25 protein-coding genes are annotated in these 23,762 nt (G+C 67.6%); 21 read left to right on the top strand and 4 right to left on the bottom strand.

The window, feature by feature from the left end; genetic code table 11:
- Positions 1-17: 17 nt before the first annotated feature.
- The 4 genes from ACT54L_RS13725 to flgF all read right to left on the bottom strand — a co-directional run bounded on the left by ACT54L_RS13725 (position 18) and on the right by flgF (position 5,770).
- The gene (locus ACT54L_RS13725) at positions 18-1,274 is read right to left on the bottom strand and encodes a flagellar hook protein FlgE (RefSeq protein ID WP_476086149.1); all 1,257 of its coding nucleotides are present in this window, start codon (positions 1,272-1,274) and stop codon (positions 18-20) included.
- 194 nt (positions 1,275-1,468) lie between these two features.
- Positions 1,469-3,367: a DUF4214 domain-containing protein gene (locus ACT54L_RS13720; protein ID WP_476086147.1), complete on the bottom strand. Its 1,899-nt coding sequence runs from the start codon at positions 3,365-3,367 to the stop codon at positions 1,469-1,471.
- Between the two features lie 330 nt (positions 3,368-3,697).
- Positions 3,698-5,020: a flagellar protein export ATPase FliI gene (gene fliI, locus ACT54L_RS13715; protein WP_476086349.1), complete on the bottom strand. Its 1,323-nt coding sequence runs from the start codon at positions 5,018-5,020 to the stop codon at positions 3,698-3,700.
- Between the two features lie 24 nt (positions 5,021-5,044).
- Positions 5,045-5,770 carry a flagellar basal-body rod protein FlgF gene (gene flgF / locus ACT54L_RS13710; protein ID WP_476086145.1) on the bottom strand — a complete coding sequence of 242 codons (726 nt, stop codon included), beginning with the start codon at positions 5,768-5,770 and terminating at the stop codon, positions 5,045-5,047.
- A 203-nt stretch (positions 5,771-5,973) separates the two neighbouring features.
- Between flgF and motA the strand changes: the two genes are divergently transcribed.
- The 21 genes from motA to ACT54L_RS13605 all read left to right on the top strand — a co-directional run bounded on the left by motA (position 5,974) and on the right by ACT54L_RS13605 (position 23,458).
- Entirely contained in the window at positions 5,974-6,864 is an 891-nt protein-coding gene (gene motA, locus ACT54L_RS13705) for a flagellar motor stator protein MotA (protein ID WP_476086143.1), read from the top strand.
- Between the two features lie 2 nt (positions 6,865-6,866).
- Positions 6,867-7,796, top strand: a complete 930-nt coding sequence (locus ACT54L_RS13700) for a flagellar motor switch protein FliM (RefSeq protein WP_476086141.1) — start codon at positions 6,867-6,869, stop codon at positions 7,794-7,796.
- Positions 7,777-8,076 (top strand): hypothetical protein, encoded by a 300-nt coding sequence (locus tag ACT54L_RS13695; protein WP_476086139.1) that lies wholly within the window; start codon positions 7,777-7,779, stop codon positions 8,074-8,076. The genes ACT54L_RS13700 and ACT54L_RS13695 overlap by 20 nt, the downstream gene beginning before the upstream one ends.
- A gap of 33 nt (positions 8,077-8,109) precedes the next feature.
- Complete coding sequence (gene fliN / locus ACT54L_RS13690; protein WP_476086137.1) at positions 8,110-8,460, top strand: flagellar motor switch protein FliN; 351 nt, start codon at positions 8,110-8,112, stop codon at positions 8,458-8,460.
- Between the two features lie 11 nt (positions 8,461-8,471).
- Entirely contained in the window at positions 8,472-9,491 is a 1,020-nt protein-coding gene (locus tag ACT54L_RS13685; protein ID WP_476086348.1) for a flagellar motor switch protein FliG, read from the top strand.
- A 97-nt stretch (positions 9,492-9,588) separates the two neighbouring features.
- The gene (locus ACT54L_RS13680; RefSeq protein WP_476086135.1) at positions 9,589-10,671 is read left to right on the top strand and encodes an EscU/YscU/HrcU family type III secretion system export apparatus switch protein; all 1,083 of its coding nucleotides are present in this window, start codon (positions 9,589-9,591) and stop codon (positions 10,669-10,671) included.
- Positions 10,649-11,101, top strand: a complete 453-nt coding sequence (locus ACT54L_RS13675; protein ID WP_476086133.1) for a hypothetical protein — start codon at positions 10,649-10,651, stop codon at positions 11,099-11,101. The genes ACT54L_RS13680 and ACT54L_RS13675 overlap by 23 nt, the downstream gene beginning before the upstream one ends.
- A gap of 107 nt (positions 11,102-11,208) precedes the next feature.
- Positions 11,209-11,589 carry a flagellar basal body rod protein FlgB gene (gene flgB, locus ACT54L_RS13670; RefSeq protein ID WP_476086132.1) on the top strand — a complete coding sequence of 127 codons (381 nt, stop codon included), beginning with the start codon at positions 11,209-11,211 and terminating at the stop codon, positions 11,587-11,589.
- Positions 11,589-12,005 (top strand): flagellar basal body rod protein FlgC, encoded by a 417-nt coding sequence (gene flgC / locus ACT54L_RS13665; protein WP_476086347.1) that lies wholly within the window; start codon positions 11,589-11,591, stop codon positions 12,003-12,005. The genes flgB and flgC overlap by 1 nt, the downstream gene beginning before the upstream one ends.
- Complete coding sequence (fliE, locus tag ACT54L_RS13660; protein WP_476086131.1) at positions 12,005-12,337, top strand: flagellar hook-basal body complex protein FliE; 333 nt, start codon at positions 12,005-12,007, stop codon at positions 12,335-12,337. Before flgC ends, fliE begins: the two co-directional genes overlap by 1 nt.
- Positions 12,338-12,346: 9 nt before the next feature.
- Complete coding sequence (flgG, locus tag ACT54L_RS13655) at positions 12,347-13,135, top strand: flagellar basal-body rod protein FlgG (protein WP_476086130.1); 789 nt, start codon at positions 12,347-12,349, stop codon at positions 13,133-13,135.
- Entirely contained in the window at positions 13,135-13,785 is a 651-nt protein-coding gene (gene flgA / locus ACT54L_RS13650) for a flagellar basal body P-ring formation chaperone FlgA (protein ID WP_476086129.1), read from the top strand. Before flgG ends, flgA begins: the two co-directional genes overlap by 1 nt.
- Positions 13,782-14,906: a flagellar basal body P-ring protein FlgI gene (gene flgI, locus ACT54L_RS13645; protein ID WP_476086128.1), complete on the top strand. Its 1,125-nt coding sequence runs from the start codon at positions 13,782-13,784 to the stop codon at positions 14,904-14,906. Before flgA ends, flgI begins: the two co-directional genes overlap by 4 nt.
- A gap of 225 nt (positions 14,907-15,131) precedes the next feature.
- On the top strand, positions 15,132-16,127 hold the full coding sequence (locus ACT54L_RS13640; RefSeq protein WP_476086127.1) for a MotE family protein: 996 nt from the start codon (positions 15,132-15,134) through the stop codon (positions 16,125-16,127).
- Entirely contained in the window at positions 16,127-16,855 is a 729-nt protein-coding gene (locus ACT54L_RS13635) for a flagellar basal body L-ring protein FlgH (RefSeq protein ID WP_476086126.1), read from the top strand. Before ACT54L_RS13640 ends, ACT54L_RS13635 begins: the two co-directional genes overlap by 1 nt.
- A 12-nt stretch (positions 16,856-16,867) precedes the next feature.
- Complete coding sequence (locus ACT54L_RS13630; RefSeq protein WP_476086125.1) at positions 16,868-17,383, top strand: flagellar basal body-associated FliL family protein; 516 nt, start codon at positions 16,868-16,870, stop codon at positions 17,381-17,383.
- Complete coding sequence (locus tag ACT54L_RS13625) at positions 17,383-18,228, top strand: EscR/YscR/HrcR family type III secretion system export apparatus protein (protein WP_476086124.1); 846 nt, start codon at positions 17,383-17,385, stop codon at positions 18,226-18,228. The genes ACT54L_RS13630 and ACT54L_RS13625 overlap by 1 nt, the downstream gene beginning before the upstream one ends.
- 272 nt (positions 18,229-18,500) lie before the next feature.
- Complete coding sequence (locus tag ACT54L_RS13620) at positions 18,501-19,544, top strand: flagellin N-terminal helical domain-containing protein (protein WP_476086123.1); 1,044 nt, start codon at positions 18,501-18,503, stop codon at positions 19,542-19,544.
- Positions 19,545-19,848: 304 nt separating this feature from the next.
- Positions 19,849-21,519 carry a flagellar basal-body MS-ring/collar protein FliF gene (gene fliF / locus ACT54L_RS13615; RefSeq protein WP_476086122.1) on the top strand — a complete coding sequence of 557 codons (1,671 nt, stop codon included), beginning with the start codon at positions 19,849-19,851 and terminating at the stop codon, positions 21,517-21,519.
- 3 nt (positions 21,520-21,522) lie between these two features.
- Positions 21,523-22,185, top strand: a complete 663-nt coding sequence (locus tag ACT54L_RS13610; protein WP_476086121.1) for a hypothetical protein — start codon at positions 21,523-21,525, stop codon at positions 22,183-22,185.
- A gap of 10 nt (positions 22,186-22,195) precedes the next feature.
- Positions 22,196-23,458: a MotB family protein gene (locus tag ACT54L_RS13605; RefSeq protein WP_476086120.1), complete on the top strand. Its 1,263-nt coding sequence runs from the start codon at positions 22,196-22,198 to the stop codon at positions 23,456-23,458.
- The last annotated feature ends 304 nt before the right edge of the window (positions 23,459-23,762 follow it).

Below are 23,762 nucleotides of genomic sequence, written 5' to 3'. Positions count from 1 at the left end.
GGGAACGGACGACGCGATCACCGCTTCAGGTTCATGAGCACGTCGAGCAGTTCGGTACCGGTCTGGAACACCTTGGAATTGGCCGTGTAGTCGCGCTGGGCGACGATCATCTTGGTCAGCTCGGAGGCCATATCCACGTTGGACTGCTCGGTGGCGCCGGAGACCAGCGAGCCGAGGCCCACCTGCTCGGGAAAGCCCACCTGCACCAGGCCGGATTCCACTGTCGACGTGAAGGCGTTTCCAGACGACGGCGCGAGCCGGTCCGGGCTTTCCACGAAGGCGAGCGGGATCTTGTAGACCGCCGACTGGCGCCCGTTGGCGTCGGTCGCATAGACCGTGCCGTCGGACTTGATGACGACGCCCTGCACGGCCGCGGGCGCATTGCCGTTCACGGTGGCGGTGAGCGGGGTATAGCCCGCGCCCAGCTGCGTCATGCCCGACAGGTCCATGGTCATGGACTGGCCATTGGGCACGGTAAAGGAAATGGAATTGCCGGTGGTGATGCTGCCCTGAGTGTCGAAATTCATGGTCTGGGTGGCGAGCGGACCCGAGCCGTAGGGAAAGCCACCGGTGGCGGCGGCCTGGGCACGATCGAACACCGACAGCTCCCACACGCCCGGCGCGGTGGCCGTCTTTGTCATGTAAAGATCAAGCGTGACCTTGTTGCCGAGGTTGTCGAAGGCCACCAGAGATGATTTTTCAGTATAGGTGGAGGTCGCCACGTTGTCGGCGGGGGTGTCGCCCGTGACCACCGCGGAATTGGCTGGCAGATTGGCGGCGAAAGCGCCGCTGGTGGAGGGATTGGCCTCCAGCTTGGTGTTCTGGAAGCTTATGGGCTTGAGGCCGCCGAAGCCGTTCAGCACCACGTCGGGGGTGCCGGTGGACAGGTCATAGCCCATCAGCGTGAGGCCGGCGCTGTTCACCAGATTGCCGCTGGAGGCATCCACCTGGAAGCCGCCCGCGCGGGTCAGGAGGCTCTGGCCGGAGGCATCCTCCACCAGGAAGAAGCCGTTGCCCTGGATGGCAAGGTCCGTGGACGAGGAGGTGTAGGCCAGACCACCCTGCTTGGAAATGGCCTGGCGGGTGTCCGTGGTCACGGCGCCCGATTCATACTGCGTCGAGCTGGAATTCAGCAGCAGCGAGGAGAATTCCGAGGACACGCTCTTATAGCCGGAGGTGCCGGCATTGGCGATGTTCTCGGACACGTTGCTGAGCATGTTGGACTGCGCCGTCATGCCGGACACGCTGGTCCGCAGCATCCCATAGAGACTCATGAAACCAACTCCGATGGTGAGCGGGGCATCCGCCGGGCACCTTGGCCCTGGCCACATTGGACGCGCCTTGGCTTGCGCGGGGCTGGAGCTGCGCGGCCTGTCCGCGGGAGGCTCCGGCGGGGCGAGGCCGGCAAAGGCCGGCGCCGTCCCCTGGGGAAACAAACGCCGGCCGGGAAACCCGGCCGGCGTCAGGCTCAGCCGACGAAGTCGTGCTGGGCGGGGGTCATGAAGTGCAGCTGCATCTCGCTGGAGTGCATGATGTCGTCGGCGACCGCCGCAAAGTCCGCCGCCGTGTGGGCGGAGGCATACTGGTTCGCCTCGCTCGCCGTGGCTGCGCGGCCGAGCAGACCCTCGAACACCGCATTCACGGACAGGTGGGCGGCATCAACGCCGGTGCCCTTGTCCACCGCCTCGGCAGAGGTCAGGAAGCTCAACGCCACCTGGCCGAGCGAGGCGCCATTCTCCACGCTGTGGATCTGGCTGACGAGGCCGGCGGCATCCGCCTGGCGGCCAAGCACCTGCTCATAGAGCGCGCCGAGCCAGCCCACATTGCTGTTGGCCACCAGCTCCGTGCCGGTGTCGGAGAACTGCACATGCTCCACATTGATGAGCGTGGCCACCTCGGCCGGATGGGCCAGGGACTGCACGAAGAAGTGCACGCCGTCGCTGGTCACCCGATATTCGGTGCTGGCGCCGGAGAACACGGCGGTGTCGATGCCGGTGCGCCCGTCGATATGATCGGACCCGCCATGGCCGGTGATGGTGTCGTCGAGGACGCCGCCCACCAGATTGTCGGCGCCGCCGGTCCCGCTCAGCACGCCCGGGGCCGACCCGTTGACGTAGAAGTTCAGGTCGGTGGCGGCGTGCACGCCCATCAGCTCGGGCGAGGCCAGGAAGTGGTTGGCCACCTGGCCGATGCTGACGCCATTCGCCAGATTGTTTTGGTGATAGGCAAGGCCGCCGGCATCGGGCTCACGACCGAGAAGGACGCGGTAAAGCGTCTCCACGGAGATGTCCGACGCGAAGGTCACGCCGGTGCCGTGCGCGATCGCCTCGGGGGAGGTCAGGAAGCTCACCGCGATATCGCCGGCGGACATGCCGCGCTGCACCTGGCCCACATAGAACTGAATGCCGCCCAGATCCGCCTCGCGGCCCAGCACCTGGGTGTAGAGGGCGGAGATCCAGGCCACGCTGTCGGGGGTCACCACGTCGACGGTGGCATCGGCGAAGGCCATGTGCTCCACGTTCACCAGCTCGGTGACCTGGGAGGGGTCGGCCTTGGAGGTGACGAGGGTGAGGCCGCGATCCTGCGACACGGTGTAATCGGCCTGGTTGCCGGTGAAATAGACGGTGTCGCTGCCCGCGCCGCCATGCAGCAGCGTGTGGCCGGTGCCGCCGGCCAAGCGGTCATCGCCCGCGCCGCCGAAGGCTTCCGAATCGACGCCGGAGGCGAGCACCACGTCGCTCGCCGCGCTGGCGAAGGTCTGCTGGCTGGCCTGGGCAAAGAACAGGGAGCCGGCCTGGGTCGGGGGAACGAAGCTGGAGGCATCCGCCAGCATCTTGGCGACCAGGTCCGCGTTCGGGATGTTGTCGAACGGCGTGTCCATGTGGGGGGTGGTGATGGTCATGCCATCGCCGATGGCCACGTTGGACTGGAAGGCCAGGGTGCCCGCCGAGCCGAAGGCCGGCAGGGTGAGGTTGGCGGCGGTGCCGAGCGAATTGGTGATGGCGGCGCCGTTGGCCTCGAGCGCGGTCACGCTGGCATAGTTGAGGTCTGCGGTCAGATCGCCCGCCTGCACCGTATAGGTGAAGTGCAGCGTATCGGTGCCATTCCCGGACACATAGGTGGCATAATGGTTGGTGGCCCCGGTGCCCAGCAGAAGGCGGGGCGCGCCGTGGGTGGTGTCCACGAACATGGTGGAATCGAAGGTGACGGCCACGCCGAGCGTATCGCCCGTGTGGAAGACACCGTCCGTGTCCGTGTCCACCTTGCTCACCAGCGGACGGCTCGGGCCGTTCGAGGCGGGGACGCCGTTGATGATGTTGTAGATGGTCTGGTCGAGGACCTCCGCCTGGAGCGAAGGACCGGTCAACTGGCTCCGAAGCGCGAGGAGAGCGCTCAGGATCCCGGTCGTATCAAGACTGATCGGATTGGACATCATGTAACCCCAGAATCTATCGAGCTCGCACATGCTTCTCGGAGCCCATGGGATCACGTTACTTTTCAATGCTTGTGTGAGGCTGATCTCACAAGCTTTGCTGGTAGAGCGATGTTTTGTTTTGGGAATCTCTTTGCTTGAAAATTCTTCACCGTACCCGGGTGCCAACTTTGCCGACTTCGGGATTCATCCTCGCCTCGCCCCCGGTTGCCTTGCCGCGCGCGGTGCGCACGGCAGAATGCCCGCCATGGCGCGCGCGGGTGGTCAGGCCCGCAAGGTGGCGGCAAGGTCGCCGAAGGGATCGAGGGACGGGGGCGAGCCCGCCTGCTGGCGCAATGCCTCATAGATGCGCGGCACCACGGCCACCGCCTGGTCCAGCTCCGCATCGCTGCCGGCCTGGTAGCCGCCCATGAGGCGCAGGTCGCGCGTGTCCTCGAAGCGGGCGATAAGGCCCTTCAGGCTGCGCACCAGCTCCCGCTCCGCCTCGCTCCAGACCTCGCCGGCGAGGCGCGAGATGGAGCCGAGCACGTTCACCGCGGGAAAGCGCCCCTGGTCGGCGATGGCCCGGTCGAGGACGATATGGCCGTCCAGCGTGCCGCGGATGGCATCCGCCACCGGGTCGTTATGGTCGTCGCCGTCCACCAGCACGGAAAAGACGGCGGAGATGTTGCCCGTCCCCTCCGCCCCCGGCCCCGCCCGCTCCAGCAGGCGCGGCAAGGTGGAGAAGACGGAGGGCGCATAGCCCCGCGCCACCGCCGGCTCGCCGGCCGCCAGCGCCACGTCGCGCGCGGCATGGGCATAGCGGGTGACCGAATCGACGATGAGCAGCACCGATTCGCCAAGATCACGAAAGTATTCGGCAATAGAGAGCGCCGCTTGGGGCGCCAGGCGCCGCATCATCGGGCTTTCGTCGGAGGTGGAGACCACCACCACGGCGCGGTGACGGTTGGGCGCCAGCGGGCCTTCCAGGAATTCGCGCACCTCGCGGCCGCGTTCGCCCACCAGCGCCACCACCACCGTGTCGAAGCCCTGGCAGCCCGCCAGCATGGACAGCAAGGTGGACTTGCCGACGCCCGAGCCGGCGAAGATGCCGATGCGCTGGCCCTCGCAGATGGGGGTGAAGATGTCGATCACCTTGACGCCGGTGCGCAAGGGCTTGTGGATGCGCGCGCGGGTCATGGCCGGGGGCGGCTCGGCATCCAGCGGCATGCGCCGGTCGCCGCGCAGCAGCGGCCCCGCCCCGTCCAGCGGCTGGCCGAGCGCGTTGACCACGCGCCCCTTCCAGCCCGGATCGGGCGACAAGGTGAGCGCGCCGATGCGATAGGCCACCGCACCCACCCCCACATTGGCCCGCTCGTCGAACGGCTTGACCACCACGCCCTGATGGTCGAGCCGGATCACCTCGCCAATGCGCGCGCGCCCCTCCGCCTCAAAGCCCACGCGCTCGCCCAGCTTGACGAAGCCGGACAGGCCGTTGACCCGGAAATGGGTGGGCGCCACCTCGCGCACGGTGCCGCCCACGCGCACGGGAGGGACCTCCTCGAGCCCGGTTTCCACCGAGGCCCGCAGTGCCGCCAGAGCCTTCATGATGTCGTCCTTCATCCGCCCGCGTCAGGAGCCCGGGCCCAAGGTGCGGATGGCATTGTCGGTGGAGGATTCCACCTGGGTCACCGCCGCCATGGCCTGCTCGAAAGCGCGCTGGATCATGATGAGGCGCGTCATCTCGCGGATGGGATCGACGTTCGAGCTTTCCGAATAGCCCTGGTGGATGGAGACCTTGGAAAAGTCCTGCACCATGTCGGCCGCCTTGTCGGGGATGACGGCGGAATTGTCGGTGCGGGTGAAGGTGGCATCGGCCGGAATGGTGAAGAGGCCGATCTTGCCCACCGCCACCTTGCCCTGGGAGATGGAGCCGTCGGCGCCGATGCGCACCTCTCCGCCCGCCGGATCGATGGCCAGCGGCGTGCCGCCGGCATCCAGCACCGGATAATTGTTCACCGACAACAGCTGCCCGTCGGCGCTCATATGCATGCGGCCGTCGCGGGTATAGGCGGTGCCGCCGGGCGTCTTCACCGCGAACCAGGCATCGCCCTGCACGGACACGTCGAGCGGGTTGCCGGTGAACTGGGACTGACCGGCGGTGAGGTCCGTATAGGTCTCGCCCACCGAGGCGAAGGCCACGTCCTTCCCGCCCGCATTGTCCATCAGCGCCTCGAAGCGGATGCGCTCCGCCCGGTAGCCGGACGTGTTCATGTTGGCCACATTGTTGGCCACCGTCGCCAGACGGCGCTCCATGGCCATCTGCGCGGAAAGCGCCACATAAAGGCCGGTCGGCATGCCGTACTCCCTGTTGACCGCGCCACGGGATCAGCTGCCCGTGACCCGCCATCCAGGACGGACGCGCGGGCCTTATCTTCCTTGCGCGAGAGGCTTGCCCGAGCCTGTCCTTTCCCGCCCAGAAGGCCTCCCGCACCCGGGGCCAGCCTCGCGCAATCCACGCCCCCTAGACCCTTATCCAGTTGGAATCGGGGGATCAGGCCTTGTTTATTCTCATCGGCATCGTGCTCGGGCTGGTGGCCACGTTCGGCAGCTTCACGCTGATGGGCGGGCACCTGGCCGTGGTGTGGGAGCCGTTCGAGTTCGCCATCATCGGCGGCATCGCGCTCGGCACCTTTATCATCGCCAACCCCATGTCGGTGGTGAAGGATACCGGCTCGGCCATGCTCCACGCCTTCAAGGAGACCGCGCCCAAGCGCAAGGATTTCCTGGCGCTCCTGTCGCTGCTCTATGCGCTGATGCGCGACATGCGCCAGAAGCCGCGCAACGAGGTGGAAGGCCATATTGACGATCCCGCCAATTCGCCGCTGTTCAGCCACTTCCCGTCCATCCTGAAGGACAAGGAACTCACCCAGTTCATCTGCGACTATGCGCGCCTCATCCTCATCGGCAATGCCAAGTCGCACGAGATCGAATCGCTCATGGAGCAGGAGATCTCCACCATCAAGAAGCACAAGACCAAGGCCGCAGGGGCGCTCAGCAACGTGGCCGAAGGCATGCCGGCGCTGGGCATCTGCGCGGCGGTGCTGGGCATCGTGAAAGCCATGGGCGCCATCGACCAGCCGCCGGAAATCCTCGGCCACTACATCGGCTCGGCGCTCATCGGCACCTTCTTCGGCATCTATTCGTCCTACGCCATCCTCGGCCCCATCGCGCACAAGGTGAAGATCGTGCGCGAGAAGCAGGTGCAGCCCTTCGTCATCGTGAAGCAGACGCTGATCGCCTTCATGAACGGGGCGCTACCGCCCATCGCGCTGGAGCACGGTCGCAAGACCATCGACGCCGGCCAGCGTCCCACCATCGACGAGGTGGAAAGCGAGGCGATCGCCGCCGCGCCGTCCGCCCATGGCACTCCCGCTCAGCAGGCCGCCTGACCATGAATGCTGGACAAAAACACGCCGACATCCGGGACATGCTGCTGGACGCGGCCGGCCTCTCGCTGGACCGGCTGCCCATGCTGCACGTGGTGTTCGACCGCCTCGCCACCTCCTGTGCCGACGGGCTGCGGCACTTCGCGTCCTCGCAGGCCTATTACTCACTCTCCAGCGTGGAGAACGGGCGCATGGGCGACGTGCTGGAGATGTACGAAGGTACGGCGGTGGCGGGCATCTTCCATGCCCCCTCCTGGGACAGCCAGCTCATCGTCGGCTTCGACCGCGACTTCGTCTTCACCATGATGGAGGTGCTGTTCGGCTCCGACGGCTCCGAGCCGCCGGTGGAGGACGAGCGCAGCTTCTCCAACATCGAGGCCCGCGTCGCCCAATTGCTGTTCGAGCAGATGGCGAAGGCGCTGCGCGCCTCCTTCGGCCTGGTCAGCGACACCACGTTCCAGTTCGAGCGCCAGGAAACGCGCATGGACTTCGCCGTGATCGGCCGCCGCAACAACATGGCGATCACCGCGAAATTCCTGCTCCAGGCGCTCAATCGCGGCGGCGAGATGTTCGTCATCATCCCGCAATCGGCGCTCACCCCGCTGCGCCAGGTGCTCTCGCGCACCACGCCGGCTGAATCCACCGGGCGCGATCCCAAATGGGCGCAGCAGATCCGGGGCGAGGTCAATCGCACCGCGGTGAAGGTGCGCGCCATCCTGGAAGAACGCCCGCTGCCGCTCGGCGAGGTCGCCGACTTCAAGGTGGGACAAGTCATCAAGCTCCAGGCCACGCCCCGCAGCCGCGTGAAGCTGGAGAGCGCCGAACAGCCCCTGTTCTGGTGCAATCTCGGCCAAGCCGAGGGGTCCTATGTGCTGCGCATCGACGAACAGATCGATCCCGCTCAGGAGTTCATCAATGACATTCTCCCCCGCTGACCTGCTGCTGATGGGTGTGCTCGTCGCCACCACCGGCCTCATCGTCATGGTCTATCGCCGCCTCGGCCGACTGGACGAGTTGAACCGCGAATATGAGATCGCGCTCAACGACACCGCCCAGGCGCTCTCCGCGGCGCGCGACGCCCTGACCACGCTCAACATGGACGGGCGCGAAGTGCTGGTTCTGCTGGCCGGGCGCATCGACGACGCCCACGCCCTGATCGGCGAGATCGACAAGCGCGCCGCCCCCGCCGGGCGGGACGAGCGGCGCGCCTCCTGATCCCTTCTCCTCCAGATCTGTCAGGGATTTTCCATGCCCAACATGCCCATCGACGAATTCGACACCAGCGAGACCTCCGAGGTCCGCGCCGCAGGACCTGAGAACGAGACGCTGTCCAGCCCGCGCGGCCTCGACAGCGTCATGCGCATCCCCGTGCTCATGCAGGTGGTGCTGGGCTCGGCCTCCATGCCGGTCTCCAGCCTGCTGAAGCTCGGCCGCGGCGCCATCGTTCCCCTCGACCACCGGGTGGGCGAGCCGGTGGACATCGTCGTCAATGGCCGCGTCATCGCCCGGGGCGAGGTGATGGTGGTGGAAGACGACAATTCTCGGTTCGGCGTCTCGCTGACCGAGATCGTCGGCCCCGGCGGCCCTGAGCCCGCGTGAGCGCCCTCGCCATGGCCCAGGTCCCCGCCAAGAGCCGTCCGCTGAGCGGCACCGACAAGGTGGCCGCTCTCCTCATGACCATGGGCTCGCCGGCGGCGGGCCGGGTGATGAAGCATTTCGACCAGGACGAGATCCGCCGCGTCACGCGTTCCATCGCCGAGCTGAAGCCCATCTCGACGAGCCAGATCGACGACCTGATCGAGGACTTCGCCAACAATTTCGCCACCGGCGCCAATCTCGTCGGCACGGCGGCCGACGTGGAACGCCTGCTCACCGGCGTGCTCCCGCCCGAGCAGATCCAGGAGATCATGAACGAGCTCCTGGGCTCGGCGAACCATTCCATCTGGGACCGCATCTCCACGGTGGCCGAGAATACGCTCGCCACCTACATCATGAAGGAACACCCCCAGGTGGCCGCGCTCATGCTCTCGCGCGTGAAGCCGGCCTGCGCCGCCAAGGTGTTGAGCTACATTCCCGAGGCGCGGCGCAACGGCATCATGCGCCGCATGCTCACCTTCAAGCCCATCGTGGATTCCAGCATGCAGGTCATCGAGAAGACCGTGCACGAGGACTTCATGATGAACTTCGCGCGCAATGCCGGCGCCGATCCCCATGCCCGCATGGCCGACATCATCAACAAGATGGAGCGCGACGACATGGAGACGGTACTGAACTCGCTGGCCAGCACCCGGCCGAAGTCGGCCGAAATCCTCAAGGGCCTGCTCTTCACCTTCGAGGACATCATCAAGCTCACGCCGCGTGCGCGCACGTCGCTGTTCGACCAGGTGCCCACCGACAAGCTGGTGCTCGCCCTGAAGGGCACGGAAATGGGCTTCCGCGAGATCATCCTGCAATCGCTGGGCGCCCGCGTGCGGCGCATGGTGGAGCAGGAGCTGGGCGGCGGCGAGCCGGCGGCGGCCCGCGACGTGGCCGAGGCGCGGCGCACCGTCACCGACCTGGCCCTCGACATGGCGGGACGGGGCGAGATCGAGCTGAACTCGGGCTCGGAGGACGATGCCTATGTGCGATAGGCCGCGCCCCGCGCGGCCCTGACGCCCTGAGCGGCAAGAGACCATCCAGACGGCCTGCCGGGCCTGCGCCTTTTCTGCCAATGCACGAAACGAGACCATGTCGGACGAAGACAAGGAAAGCAAAACAGAAGAGGCGAGCGAGAAGAAAATCGCTGACGCGGTCGAGAAAGGCAATGTGCCCTTCTCCCGCGAAGCGAGCCTGTTCGCCTCGCTGATTGCCATCCTCCTGTGCCTCATCTTCTTCACCACCGGCCCGACCGCACGGCTCACGGAGCAATTGGCTCATTTCATCGACAATCCCGGCGGCTTCCGGCTCGATACGGGCGCGGATGCGGTGGAAGTGCTGTGGCTCGCGCTCGGCGCGGCCTGGCGCTTCCTCCTGCCCATCGTGGTGCTGCTGGGGGTGGCCGGCATGGCCGCCACCATGTTCCAGAACGTGCCCTCCATGGTGCTGGAGCGCGTCAAGCCGCAATGGAACCGGGTCTCGCCCACCGGGGGCTTCACGCGGATTTTCGGACCGCAGGGGCACATCGAGTTCGGCAAGCAGATGTTCAAGCTGCTGGTCGTCGCCGTAGTGAGCCTCATCCTCCTGTATTCGCAGGAATACCAGGTGGTGAACGCGATGTTCGCCGACCCCCTGCTGGTGCCGAGCGTGGTGCTCGCCCTGTCCACCAAGCTGGTGTCGGCGGTGTGCATCGGCACCATCGCCCTGGTGGGCGCGGACCTGGTCTGGGCGCGCCTGAAATGGCGCACGGACCTGCGCATGTCGCACCAGGAATTGAAGGACGAGTTCAAGCAGGCCGAAGGCGATCCCATGGTGAAGGCGCGCATGCGCTCGCTGGCCCAGCAGCGCGCGCGCCAGCGCATGCTGACCAATGTGCCACGCGCCTCGGTGGTGATCGCCAACCCCACCCATTATGCCATCGCGCTCCAGTACGACCGCCAGAAGGGGGGCGCGCCGCTGGTGGTGGCCAAGGGGCTGGACCTGGTGGCGCTAAAAATCCGCGAGATCGCGGAGAGCAATGGCGTGCCGGTGGTCGAGGACCGGGCGCTGGCCCGGGCCATGTACGACGCGGTGCAGGTGGACCAGTGGATTCCGGCTGAATTCTATCGTCCGGTCGCCAAGATTCTATACTTCATCTATTCAAAGGCCTCCAATGGACCAAAGCAGCGCTCGTAATCTGTTGAACGTCCGCGCCCTGCCCCCGGTCGAGGCGATGACCTATGAGCGGCTGCTGGCGACCGCCCTGCGGCCGCTGCTGTCCGAGCTCGTCTATACCAATGCCGGCGTGCTGATGGCCTATATCCATGCCGGCAAGACCAATCTCATCGACGACATCATGGAATCCTCCGCCGAGCTGTCCTTGAAGCCCGGCGCGCTGCGCTATGCCAGGAATGCCACCACCCATACGGACTGGGGGACGGCGCCGGTGGTGACCATCGACATGGAATTCCATCAGGACGCCCTGTCCTCCTTCTTCAAGATCGTGTTCGACGCGAAGACCGTGGGCGTGCAGATCGACAGCGTGCTCTATCGCGACGGGATCAAGGACGGGCCGGCCAACCTTGCCCGCTTCGCCGACGCCCTCGCCGCCGCCCGGCACGACTGAGCCGGGGGGCGCCCCCGGCGCTCAAGCTTCGTGCAAGGTTCCTCGGAGAGGCTGGCCACACCCAGGCTGGAGGTCCTTTTTTCCGCCAGCTCATCCGGGAGGCGACCGTGGAACCGCTTTATCTGTTCAAGCTGGCATCGCAGCAGGCCCGTTGGGCCTCGGTGCGGCAGGCGGCCATCACCGGCAACATCGCCAATGCCAATACCCCCGGCTACAAGGCCGTGGACGTGGTGCCCTTCAACGCCATCCTGGACAAGACCCATTTGGATATGGCCCGCACCCGCTCCGGCCATATCGAGCCCGCCGGCGGCCGCGACCCGGTCACCAAAGTGGGCAAGGACGAGGCCTGGGACGTCAATCACAGCGGCAATTCGGTGAGCCTGGAGCAGGAAATGCTGAAGGCGTCCGAGGTCAACCGCACCTTCTCCCTCAACACGAGCATCGTCCGAAGCTTCCACCGGATGGTCCTGGCGAGTGTGAAATCATGATCGATCCGCTGCAGACCGCCATCGGCGTTGCCAGTTCCGGCCTCCAGGCGCAGTCCACGCGCCTGCGCATCACCGCGGAGAACCTGGCCAACGTGCATTCCACGGGCTCGAGCCCCGGCGCCGATCCCTATGCCCGCAAGACCGTCCAATTCGCCGCCGAGTTGGACCGGGCCTCGGGCGCGGCGTCGGTGAAGATCAAGCGCGTGGGTGTGGACCCCACCCCCTTCTCGACTGAGCTCGACCCCGGCAACCCGGCCGCCGATGCCCAGGGCCGGGTCAAGATCTCCAACGTCAACGCCATGGTGGAAATGGCCGATATGCGCGAGGCGGGCCGCTCCTATGAGGCCAACCTCCAGATGATCAAGCAAACCCGCTCGATGGTGATGGCTACCATCGATCTCCTGAGGAACCCGTGATGATCGACGGCATCTCCTTCTCCTCCTCCCTCTCGCGCACCGGGACCCTCTCACAGGTGCGCACCACGACCCAGGCCAGCGGCCCCGACGTGGCGGCGGCCTCGGCGGCCTCGGCGGCGGACTTCTCCACCATGCTGGCGCGCATGTCCTCCGACGCGGTGGATTCGGTCCGCACCGGCGAGGCCACGGCCATTTCCGGCATCGGCGGCAAGGCCTCGGTCCAGCAGGTGGTGGAGGCCATCATGAATGCGGAGCAGACGCTGCAGACGGCCATCGCGGTGCGCGACAAGGTTGTCGCCGCCTACCAGGAAATCAGCCGGATGGCGATCTGAGGATAGATTATGAGAGCCCTTGCAATCGCCGCCACCGGCATGGCCGCCCAGCAGACCAATGTTGAGGTGATCGCCAACAACATCGCCAACATCAACACCACCGGCTTCAAGCGCGCCCGTGCCGAGTTCACCGACCTGCTCTACCAGGCCGAGCGCGCCCAGGGCGTGCCCAACAAGGACGGCGCCGGCCCGGTCCCGGAAGGCGCGCTGGTGGGCCTCGGCGTGCGCACCGTGGGCATCCGCAACCTGCATCTTCAGGGTCCGCTGGCGCAGACCGGCAACCCGCTCGACCTCGCCATCAACGGGCGCGGCTGGTTCCAGATCACCAGCCCCTCGGGCGAGACGCTCTATACGCGCTCTGGCACCTTCAACAAGGGGCCCAACGGCCAGCTGGTGACTGTGGACGGCTATACGGTGGACCCGGCCATGACCTTGCCGGCCAATGCCACTTCCATCGTCATCAACGAGACCGGCCAGCTTTATGCCCAGATCCCGGGTCAGCAGGCGCCGCAACTGGTGGGCCAGCTGACGCTGACCAATTTCGCCAATGATTCCGGCCTCCACCCGCTCGGCAACAACCTCTATCGGGAGACCGAGGCCTCCGGCCAGCCGGTGGTGGGCGTGGCCGGCGACGTGGGCTTCGGCTCGGTGGTGCAGGGCTATCTGGAAGGCTCCAACGTGGACCCGGTGAAGGAAATCACCGAGCTGATCTCCGCCCAGCGCGCCTATGAGATGAATTCCAAGGTCATCACCGCCGCCGACGAGATGGCCAGCACCGTCTCCAAGGGAATCCGGTGATGAACCACCCGTCGATGAAGGATCGGCAACGGGCAGACCGCCGGCCGTCTTGGGCGCGCCGCGGCGCGGGCCGCGCACCGGCCCTCGGCCGGCTCGGCGCGATCGGGCTTGCGTGCGTCCTGGGGCTTGCCGCCCCGGCGGGCGCGCAGTCCATTTCCAGCCTCGCCGCCCGCGCCGCCGACGCCAATGCCGCCCCCCCCGCACCGGCGCCGGCCGCCCCGCCCGTCCAGGCGGCGGCGCCCGCACCCCTGGCGCCCAACACCATCCTCGTGCCGGTCCCGGCCGTCACGCTTTATGCCGGCGATGTCATCACCGAGGCCGTGCTGACCGACCGCGCCATTCCGGTGGCGACACTGGAGCGCGGCGGCATCGTGGGCGGGCGCGGGGCGCTCATCGGCAAGGCGGTGCGCCGCACCGTGCTGGCCGGCGTGCCGGTGCCGATGAATGCGGTCGCGGACGTTCAGGTTGTCACCAAGGGGGTGGCGACGCGGGTCCGCCTCCAGGAAGGCGGCCTCACCATTTCCGGCTATGCCACGCCGCTGGAATCGGGATCGGTCGGGTCGGTCATCCGCCTCAAGAACATGGAAAGCGGCCAGACCATTCTTGGCACGGTGCAGTCCGACGGCTCCGTGCGCGTGACCATCCAATGAGCGCCCGCCCTCTCCTTTTCCGCCTGGCGGGCCTGGCCCTTGCGGTCCTCGCCGTGGTGGCGGCCGTCGCCCCCGCGCGCGCCCTCACCCGCATCAAGGACATTTCCGGCATCCAGGGCGTGCGCGAGAATCAGCTGGTCGGCTACGGCCTGGTGATCGGCCTCCAGGGCACCGGCGACACGCTGCGCAATTCGCCTTTCACCGAGCAGGCGCTGCAGGCCATGCTCGATCGCATGGGCATCAATGTGAAGGGCATCGCGCTGCGCGCCCGCAACGTGGCGGCGGTGGCCGTGACCGCCAACCTGCCGCCCTTCGCCACCGTGGGCACGCGCATCGACGTAACCATCGCCTCGCTGGGCGATGCCACCTCGCTGCGCGGGGGGACGCTGCTCATCACCCCGCTGAACGCCGCCGACGGCCAGGTCTATGCGGTCGCCCAGGGCCAGCTCGTCTCCGGCATCCAGATCACCGGCCAGGCCGAGACGCTCAGCCAGGGCGTGCCCACCGCCGGGCGCATCGCCAATGGCGCTCTGGTGGAACGCCAGCTGCCCGGCCAGTTGCGGGATCTGGGCGAACTGACCATCGAACTGACCAATCCCGATTTCAAGACCGCCGCCATGATCGCCGACGTGGTCAACGCCTATACCAAGGCGCGCTATGGCCGGGAGCTGGCCCGCGAGCGGGATCTGTCCACCGTGGTGGTGCAGCGCCCGCCCAATGCCAATCCGGCCCGCTTCATCGCCGAACTGGGCGACCTCAGGGTCGATCCCGACACCCCGGCCAAGGTGGTGGTGGACCAGCGCACGGGCACGGTGGTCATCGGCCGCAACGTGCAGATTTCCACCTTCGCGGTGACCCAGGGCAATCTCACGGTGCAGGTGACCGAGATGCCGGTGGTGTCCCAGCCGGCGCCCTTCTCCAATGGCGAGACGGTGGTGGTGCCGCGCACGGAGATCACGGCGCAGGAAACGGGTGGCCCCATCGGCATCGTGAACGGCACCAATCTCCAGACGCTGGTGAACGGGCTGAACCGCTTCGGGCTGAAACCGTCCGACATCATCTCCATCCTCCAGGCGGTGAAGACCTCGGGGGCCTTGCAGGCGGAGCTGGTGTTCCAATAGCCCGGCCGGCGCCGGGAAGGAGTGTGAGGGCGCGTCCTGCGGGGCGCGCCCTTTCGCGCGTGCGCGTGTCCGGCGCCGACGGCGGGGGACAGCGTCACGCAAGGCAAGCTTCCTAGAACCCCAGAAGACGCAGGGCGCCATGAGGGCGCCCACGCGCCTTCGATAGGAAGTCGGCCCATGCCCTCGTCCCTGCCGGACATGTTCTCGTCCCTCCCGGGCGCTCTGATGCAAGACGCCCCCGTGATCGCCGCCGCAGCCGTCGGGTCGCTGGCCTTGACCGCGCGGCGTGCGCCTCGCCTGCGTGCCCTCGCCGTCCGCCGGCCTCCCCTGCTTGGCCTCGCCGTCGTCTGCGCGCTGGCCGGACTGGGGCTTCCTGCGGCCCCCGCGTGGGCCCAGTCGGCCCCCGCCGCGACGGTTGCGGCCCCCACCCGGGTCTCGCCCATGACCTTGCAGCCCTCGGGCGCGCCGGCGGCGCAGGCCGCTCCCGCCCAGCCGGCGCCCGCAGCGGCGGTTCCCGTCCAGACCGTTCCGGTTCAGGCGGTTCCGGTGCAGACCCAGCAGGTGATTCAGGCCCAGCAGGCGGTCCAGGCCCAGCAGATCATCCAGGCGCAGCAGGCCGCGCAAGCCGTGCAGGCGGCCGCCGCCGCAGGTGCTGCCGCCCGCCCGGCGCCCGTCCCGGCCAAGACCGCCGGAGCGACAGCTGGCCCCGCCACCGCGGCGTCCGCCGCCGGCATTGCCATTCCCGCCGCCTATTCCACGCAGGGCGAAGCCCCGGCGCTGCCTCCGGCGACGCCGGTGGCCGTCGGTGCGCCGGACAATGAGAACGCGCTCCAATATTGCAGCTCCATCATCAATGCCGCCGCCGATGCGCGCTTCGTGCGCCAGAAGGAAGCGCTGGCGGCCATGGAGAAGCAGATCCAGGAACGCATCGCCCAGCTGGAGGCCAAGCGCGCCGAATATCAGGAGTGGCTGCAGCGCCGGGAAGCCTTTCTCAAGAAGGCGGACGAGGCCCTGGTCCAGGTCATGTCCCAGATGCGCCCCGACGCCGCCGCCGCCCAGCTGACCGCCATGAGCGAGGATGCCGCCGCCGCGGTCCTGGCCAAGCTTTCGCCCCGCGTCGCCAGCGCCATTCTCAATGAGATGGAACCCGCCCGCGCCGCGCGCCTGACAACCACCATGGTGGGCATTTCCCGCCGGACCCTCGATGGGAGGGCCAGCTGATGCGCCCCACTGCCCTGCTTGCCGCCGCCCTCCCCCTCGCGCTCGCGCTCGGGGGCTGCCAGACCACCTATGACAGCCTCGCCTTTGGCCCAGCGCTGACCCCGGTGGGCAACGGCCTCGATACCACCCGCCAGCCGGTGCCGGTGGCATTCCAGAAGCCGGAGCAGAAGACCTTCCGCTCCACCTACGACCTGGCCAACACCCAGAGCATGTATCGCGACCTGCGGGCCTCCAAGGTGGGCGACGTGATCCGCGTGTCCATCGCCATCGACGACAAGGCCCAGTTCGACAATGCCACCGACCGCTCCCGCAAGGCCAAGACCGGCCTCGGGGTGGATGCCGGCCTCGACATGAGCGGCTTCGGCAAGGGCGCCAATGCGGGTTCGCTGTCGGGCAATCTGGACATCAATTCCGACACCAGCACCAAGGGCAAGGGCACCATCGACCGGTCCGAGAAGCTGCGCCTGTCCATCGCGGTGGTGGTCACCGAGGTGCTGCCGAACGGCAATCTGGTGATTTCCGGCTCGCAGGAGATCCTGGTGAATTACGAGGTGCGCGTCCTCAACATCGGCGGCATCGTCAATCCGCTGGACGTGTCGGCCAACAACATCATCGCCTATGACAAGATCGCCGAGGCGCGCATCTCCTATGGCGGGCGCGGGCGGTCCATGGACGTGCAGCAGCCCGCCTGGGGCCAGCGCATCTACGACCTCGTCGTGCCGTTCTGAGGGGGGCGCGACATGGCCAAGGACAAGGACAAGGCGTCCAAACCCCAGGCGGAAGGCGCAGCCCCCAAGAAGGGGGGCGGTGCCCTCATTGCCCTCATCATCCTCACAGTGCTGGCGGGCGCCGGCGGCGGTGGGCTCGGCTACAAGATGGCCGGCACGGTGGAGCATGTAGTGGAGGCGCGGATCGCCGCCGAGCCGCCCAAGAAAGAGGAAAAGCCCCTGAAATTCGAGGGCGACCTGGGCTCCCAGGGACTCAAGCCCGTGGTGGTGAACCTCGCCGCCCCCTCCAGCACCTTCGTCCGGCTTGAAGGCACGCTCGTCTACAAGAACGGCGCGCTCCCCAACCCGGCCGTCACCGCCTCGGAGGTGCGCGAGGACATCATGGCCTATATGCGCACGCTCACGCTCAGCCAGCTGGAAGGGCCGAGCGCGCTCCAGCACTTGCGCGAGGATCTCAACGAGCGCGCGTCGGTGCGCTCCCAGGGCAAGGTCAAGGAACTGATCCTCGAAACCATGGTGGTTCAATGATGACCCGCGCCGCTGCGCGCTGCGCCGGGCGGACGCCGCGCGCCGGAACGGGCCTTCTCCTCCTCGCCGCGCTCGCCGCCGGCCTGCTTCTGGCCGCCGCAGGCCCCGCCGCGGCCCAGATGCCGAGCCTCGACCAGTTCATCCCGGCGGGCGACGGGTCCACCTCCGGGCGCATCATCCAGATGCTGGGCCTGCTCACCGTGCTGTCGGTGGCGCCGGGCCTGCTCATCATGATGACGAGCTTCACCCGCTTCGTCATCGCCTTCTCCTTCCTGCGCTCGGGCCTCGGCCTGCAGACGACGCCGGCGAACCTGGTGCTGGTGAGCCTGTCGCTGTTCATGACCTTCTATGTCATGGGTCCCACCTTCGACCGGGCCTGGCAGAACGGGTTGCGCCCGCTCACCGCCGGTGAGATCACCGAGCAGGAGGCGGTGGAGCGGATCGCCGATCCCTTCCGTGACTTCATGCTCACCCAGGTGCGCGACAAGGACCTGCGCCTGTTCGCCGATATGTCCGCCGCGCTGAAGACGCCCGGCGCCAAGGACGGCCGGGCCGGCCCCGCACCGGCCGCGCCCGCCGACCCGGGGGCGCCCGCCGAGAAGGTGGAGATGCGCGTGCTCATCCCCGCCTTCATGATTTCGGAATTGCGGCGGGGCTTCGAGATCGGCTTCCTGATCGTGCTACCCTTCCTCATCATCGACATGGTGGTGGCGACCCTCGTCATGTCCATGGGCATGATGATGATGCCGCCTGCGGTGATCGCCCTGCCGTTCAAGATCTTGTTCTTCATCCTCATCGACGGCTGGAACCTCCTGGTGAGCGGGCTGGTGCGCTCCTTCATGTAAGGCTTCCCCCCTTTTCCCGTCCCGACGCCGCCCCCGGACCTCCGGCGGGCGGCGTTTGCTTGGGGAGGCCCATCCGCCCCCCGCCGGCCGCGCAAGCCTCGCGCAAGCTTGACCGGTCAAGGTCGCATCCATGGCAGGTTGGCTGCTCGAAAGGGCAGCGTGCCGCACCCCGCAAGGGACGGCCGACAAAGGCATGACGCCGCCCTGCCATGCCGGTGTAAGTCCGGCATGTCCCTGACAAACGTCACTTTCTCGAACGAGGGACATTCATCATGACCAGCATGATCACCAATACTTCCGCGATGGTCGCCCTGCAGACTCTGCGGACGATCAACAGCACGCTCGACACCACCAACAATCATGTCTCCACCGGCAAGCGCATCAACTCCGCTTCCGATGGCGCGGCTTATTGGTCCATCGCCACCACGCTTACCTCCGACAACGGGGCGCTCGGCGCGGTGAAGGATGCCATGAGCCTGGACAAGAACTCGGTGGATGCGGCAAGCAGCGGCGTGAACGCCGTGATCTCCTCGCTGTCCAAGATCAAGAACAATCTCACCGCGGCCCTGTCTCCGAACGTCGACCGTGCCAAGCTGCAGACGGAAATCTCCTCCTATGTGAGCGAGATCAAGACCACTGCCAACAACACGGTGATGAACGGCAGCAACTGGCTGTCGGCGGATTCGAGCGCCACTGGCTTCAATGCCACCAAGAACCTGCTGTCCTCCTTCTCCCGGACCGGCAGCACGGTGACCGTTGGCTCGACCTCCATCGACACCGGCGCCTTCGCCATCTATGACGCCGCCACTGCCGGCACCTCCACTGGCACCAGCACGACCATCGACAAGGCGGTCACCGCTGTTGCCACCGCGGCCAATGTCTCGGGCGGCGCCACCGTCGCCGTGGATACCGCGGCCGGCAGCCTGAAGGGCTTCATGGACACCAAGTTCAAGATCGGCGGTACCGCCACGGCGGGCACCGAATCGATCGCGCAGTTCGACGTGTCCACCCTGGGCAACACGACTGCGGACCTGGCGAAGATCCAGGCCTACGTGAAGGTTGTCGACGCCACCATGCAGCAGCTGCAGAACGGCGCCACCACGCTCGGCACCACTTCCACCCGGCTTGGGTCTCAGCAGACCTTCGCCCAGAGCCTGATCGACCTCAACACGTCGTCCATCGGCTCTCTGGTCGATGCCAACATGGAAGAGGAATCCACCAAGCTGAAGGCGCTCCAGACGCAGCAGCAGCTGGCGGTGCAGTCGCTGTCGATCGCGAACAACTCCACGCAGAACGTGATGACGCTGTTCCGTTGATCGGTGAAAAAAGCCCGTCCCGGCCGACGCCGGGGCGGGCATCTTCTTGACTACCTTTTCTCTTGAGTCCTGTTGGGTCAGCCGCTCTCCTGCGGCCAACTGGCCACGCTCCGTCCCCCTCGGAGCGTGGCTTTTGTGTTTCAAGGCCCCTGCAACGCCCAGGCAAGGTTGCCTGCCGAGATTGCGCCAAGGCACATGAGCGCGGATCCGCAAGGAACCGTGCGTGCCGGACCCGAATGTCCCCGTTCCCTTCCCGTAGCGCCAGCGCGTGCGGGGACGGGCCGCAATCGCGAGTGACCCGCCGATGATCGGCCGCATGCAGCTTGAAGCCATCCTTGCCAATCTCCGCAATCTGGGCGCCCGCCGCCTGATTGCGCTGGGCCTGATCGGCGCCACCGTGGTGGCCGCCATCGCCCTTGGCGCCTATTTCCTCAGCCAGCCGGAGCGCGAGACGCTCTATGCCAACCTCAATCGCGAGGATGTGGGGCGCATCGGCGGCGCGCTGAAGGACGCCGGCATCTCCTTCGACGTGAATGCGGACGGCACCTCCGTCCTCGTCGCCCATTCCGACACCGCCCGCGCCCGCATGCTGCTGGCCGTCAAGGGCCTGCCCCAGAGCGCCAACACCGGCTACGAGCTGTTCAACGACATGCGCTCGTTCGGCCTGACCTCCTTCATGCAGGAAGTCACGCGGGTGCGCGCCCTGGAAGGCGAGATCGCCCGCACCATCCAGACCATGAAGGGCATCAAGGCGGCGCGGGTGCATATCGTCCTGCCCGACCGCGGCTCGTTCCGGCGCGACCAGCAGGGCGCCTCGGCCTCGGTGGTCATCCGCACCGAGAATGCCGACGACAGCTCCACCGCCGCCGCCATCCGCCACCTGGTGGCCGCCGCCATTCCCGGCATGAAGCTCGACAATGTCACCGTGCTCAACACCGAGGGTGCGGTGCTCGGCTCCAGCGAGGACGGCGCCAATGCCTCCGCCGGCAAGAAGGCGATGCTGCAAAGCCAGGTGAACCGGGAGACCGAGGAGAAGATCCGCCGCACCCTCATTCCCTATCTCGGCCTCGGCAATTTCGAGGTGTCGGTGTCCTCGCGCCTCAACACCGACAAGGTGACCACCAACGAGACCGTCTTCGACCCCGCCTCCAAGGTGGAGCGCTCGGTGCGCGCGGTGAAGGAGCAGGGCCAGTCCCAGAACCGCACCAAGCAGCCCAACGCCTCGGTGCAGCAGAACATCCCCAACGCCCAGACGCCTCCCGATGCCGGCAATGATTCCAACGAGAACAGCCAGCGCCGCGAGGAGCTGACCAATTTCGAGATTTCCTCGCGCACCGTGCAGACCGTGCGCGACGCCTATGCGGTGCAGAACCTGTCCATCGCGGTGCTGCTCAACAAGGACCGGCTGACCGCCGCCAATCCCCAAGGCGGGGAGGTCATCCCGGTGGAGCAGCAGATCTACGAGGTGGAGCAGCTGGTCGCCTCCGCCGCCGGCTTCGACAAGGAGCGCGGCGACAAGCTGAAGGTGGCGGCGGTGGCCTTCGCCAATGGCGGCCGCGACATGGACGCGGTGCCCGCGCTGCCCTGGACCGAGCTGCTGCTGCGCCAGGCGGGCACCCTCATCAACGCCATCACCATCCTCATCGTCGCCGGCCTCCTGATCTGGTTCGGCCTGCGCCCCGCCGTGCGCTCCATCCTGGAGCGGCCGCGCGAGCAGGAGATCGCCGAGCTGGAGGCGCGCGAGATCGAGGCCACCATGCTGGCCGCCCAGCCGGGCGCCCCCGCGCTGGCCGGCCCCGCCGCCGAGGAGGAGCCCACCGGCCCCATCGCTGGCTCCACCTTGAACCTGATCGAGAACCTCACCGGCCAGATGTACCGCAACCCGCAGAAGCGCCTGGAGCAGATCGTCGACTTCGACGAGGAGCAGGCCGCGGCCATCCTGCGCCAGTGGCTGAACCAGGAAGCGAGGGCCTGATCCATGCACGCTCTGTCCCGCCACCTGCCCCATTTCGGCCCCCTGCCGGCGCTGACGGCCCGACCGGCCGCGCCGGCGGAAAAACCCGCGCCCGCCCCCGCCCGCTCGGCCCTGGTGGCGGAGCGCCCGCGGCAGGACGCCCGCTTCTCCCAGGACGAGCTGTCCCGCGCCGTGGACTTTGCCCGCACGGAAGGCCGGCGCGAGGCGGAGGAAGCGGCGCAGGCCGCCCTCGCCGCCGCCGAGGCGGCCCGCCTGGAGGACCAGCAGGCGTTCGAGGCCCGCATCGCAGCCATGCGCGAGGAATGGACCCTCCAGGAGGCCGACCGTCTGGCCAGCGGCTTCAAGGACGCCCTGGACGGCCTCGGCGCGCAGTTGTCCGACGCGCTCGCCCCCATCCTCGCGCCGTTCGTGGAGGAAAAGGTCCGCGCGCACGCGCTGCGGGATCTGGCCAGCCTCGTTCGCCAGCAGATGGCACTGGGCTCGGGTGCCATTCGCATCAGTGGTCCGCAGGACCTCATCGACGCCCTCGACGCCCGCCTCGGCGCGGCGAGCGGCATCACCTTTACCCCGGCCGCGACGGCAGAGGTGCGCATGGAAGCCGACGGCGCGGTCATCGAGACCCAACTTGAAGCCTGGCGCCACCGGCTCGCCGGCCTTTCGGACTGAGGAGACGGCCATGTCCGACAAGGAAGGTCACGGCGAAATCATCATCATCAAGCGTCACGAGGACGACGAGCACGAGGCCCATTCCAGCGCCTGGAAGGTGGCGCATGCGGACTTCATGACCGCCATGATGGCCTTCTTCCTCGTCATGTGGCTCATCAACGTCACCGACAAGGATGTGCGCAAGGCCATCGCCCAATATTTCAACCCGGTGGACCTTGCCTCCTCCGTCACCGACGTGAGCGGCCTCAACGATCCCGACGACACCGTCGCCAAGGGCACCTCGTCCAATGGAGACAAGCAGTCGTCGCTGAAGAACACGGTGGGTGAGAAGACCGGCGCCGGCGCCGACCGCCAGCAGGGCGACAAGGAGCGCACTGCGTTCCAGGACCCCTATGCGCTCTTGGACAAGCTGGCCGGCGATGCCGAGCCCACCCCGGGCGCCACCCCCGACGCCGCCATTGGCGAGGTGGGGGCTCAGGGCAATGCGTTCGGCGACACGGTCCGCGATCCCTTCGACCCGACCTATTGGCAGATGAGCCAGGGCCGCAAGCCGCGCTCCGACGAGGGCGGCAAGCCCGCGCGCATCACCATGCCCTCGCCCGGCGGCAAGCCCGACGCGGCCGCCGCCCGTCAGATCCCCGGCCAGCCCGACGCGACCAGCGGCGATCAGGCCAAAGGCGACCAAGGAAAGGGCGACCAGGGCAAGAGCGATCCGGCCCAGAAGGCCGGCGTCGCTGGCGCTCAGGCCGGCATGCCCGTGCCCGGCACGGGCGGCGGCCAGGGCGGTTCCGCCGGCCAGACCGCGGCCCAGGCCCAGCTTCAGGCGGTGCAGCAAGCGGTGCAGCAAGCGGTCAAGGACACCATGACCGGCCCTGGCGCGCCCCGCGTGGACGTGCGCCTCACCAAGGAAGGGCTGGTGGTCAATCTGACCGACGACACGGATTTCTCCATGTTCCCCGTGGGCTCGGCGGTGCCTGATCCGCGGGTGGTGCGGATGATGGCGAAGATCGCGCAGATCCTGGCCGCGCGCCCCGGCGAGATCGTGGTCCGCGGTCATACGGATGCCCGCCCGTTCCGCTCCGACACCTATGACAATTGGCGCCTGTCCACCGCCCGCGCCCACATGGCCCATTACATGCTGGTGCGCGGCGGCCTCGACGAGAAGCGCGTGCTGAAGATCGAGGGGCTCGCCGACCGCGAGTTGAAGAACACCACCGATCCCAACGCCGCCCAGAACCGGCGCATCGAGATCCTGCTGCGGAGCCCGTCATGACGGCGGGGCGCCCTCTCCTGTCCCCGGCGCTGGCCGCGCTGGCGGTGGCTTGGGTTCTCGCGCTGGCGCCGCATCCGGCGGGCGGCGCGGAAGCGGACCCGTGGGGCGGCATGCGCGCGGCCGGCGAGCAGCCGAAGGCCGCGGCCAACGCGCCGACGCCGGCGTCTGCCAAACCCGAATCCGCCAAGCCCGATTCGTCAAAACCCGCTCCCGCAAAGCCCGCTCCCGCAAAGCCGGCCGCGACGCCCGCCCCCCCGGCGGCTTCGCCCCCGGCACTCGCCTTCCCCGTGCCCCTGCCTCTGCC

The organism is Aquabacter sp. DMC10 (genome assembly GCF_056314145.1).
The sequence above is the reverse complement of the archived record's forward strand: the minus strand, read 5'-3'. Positions and strand labels throughout refer to the sequence as shown.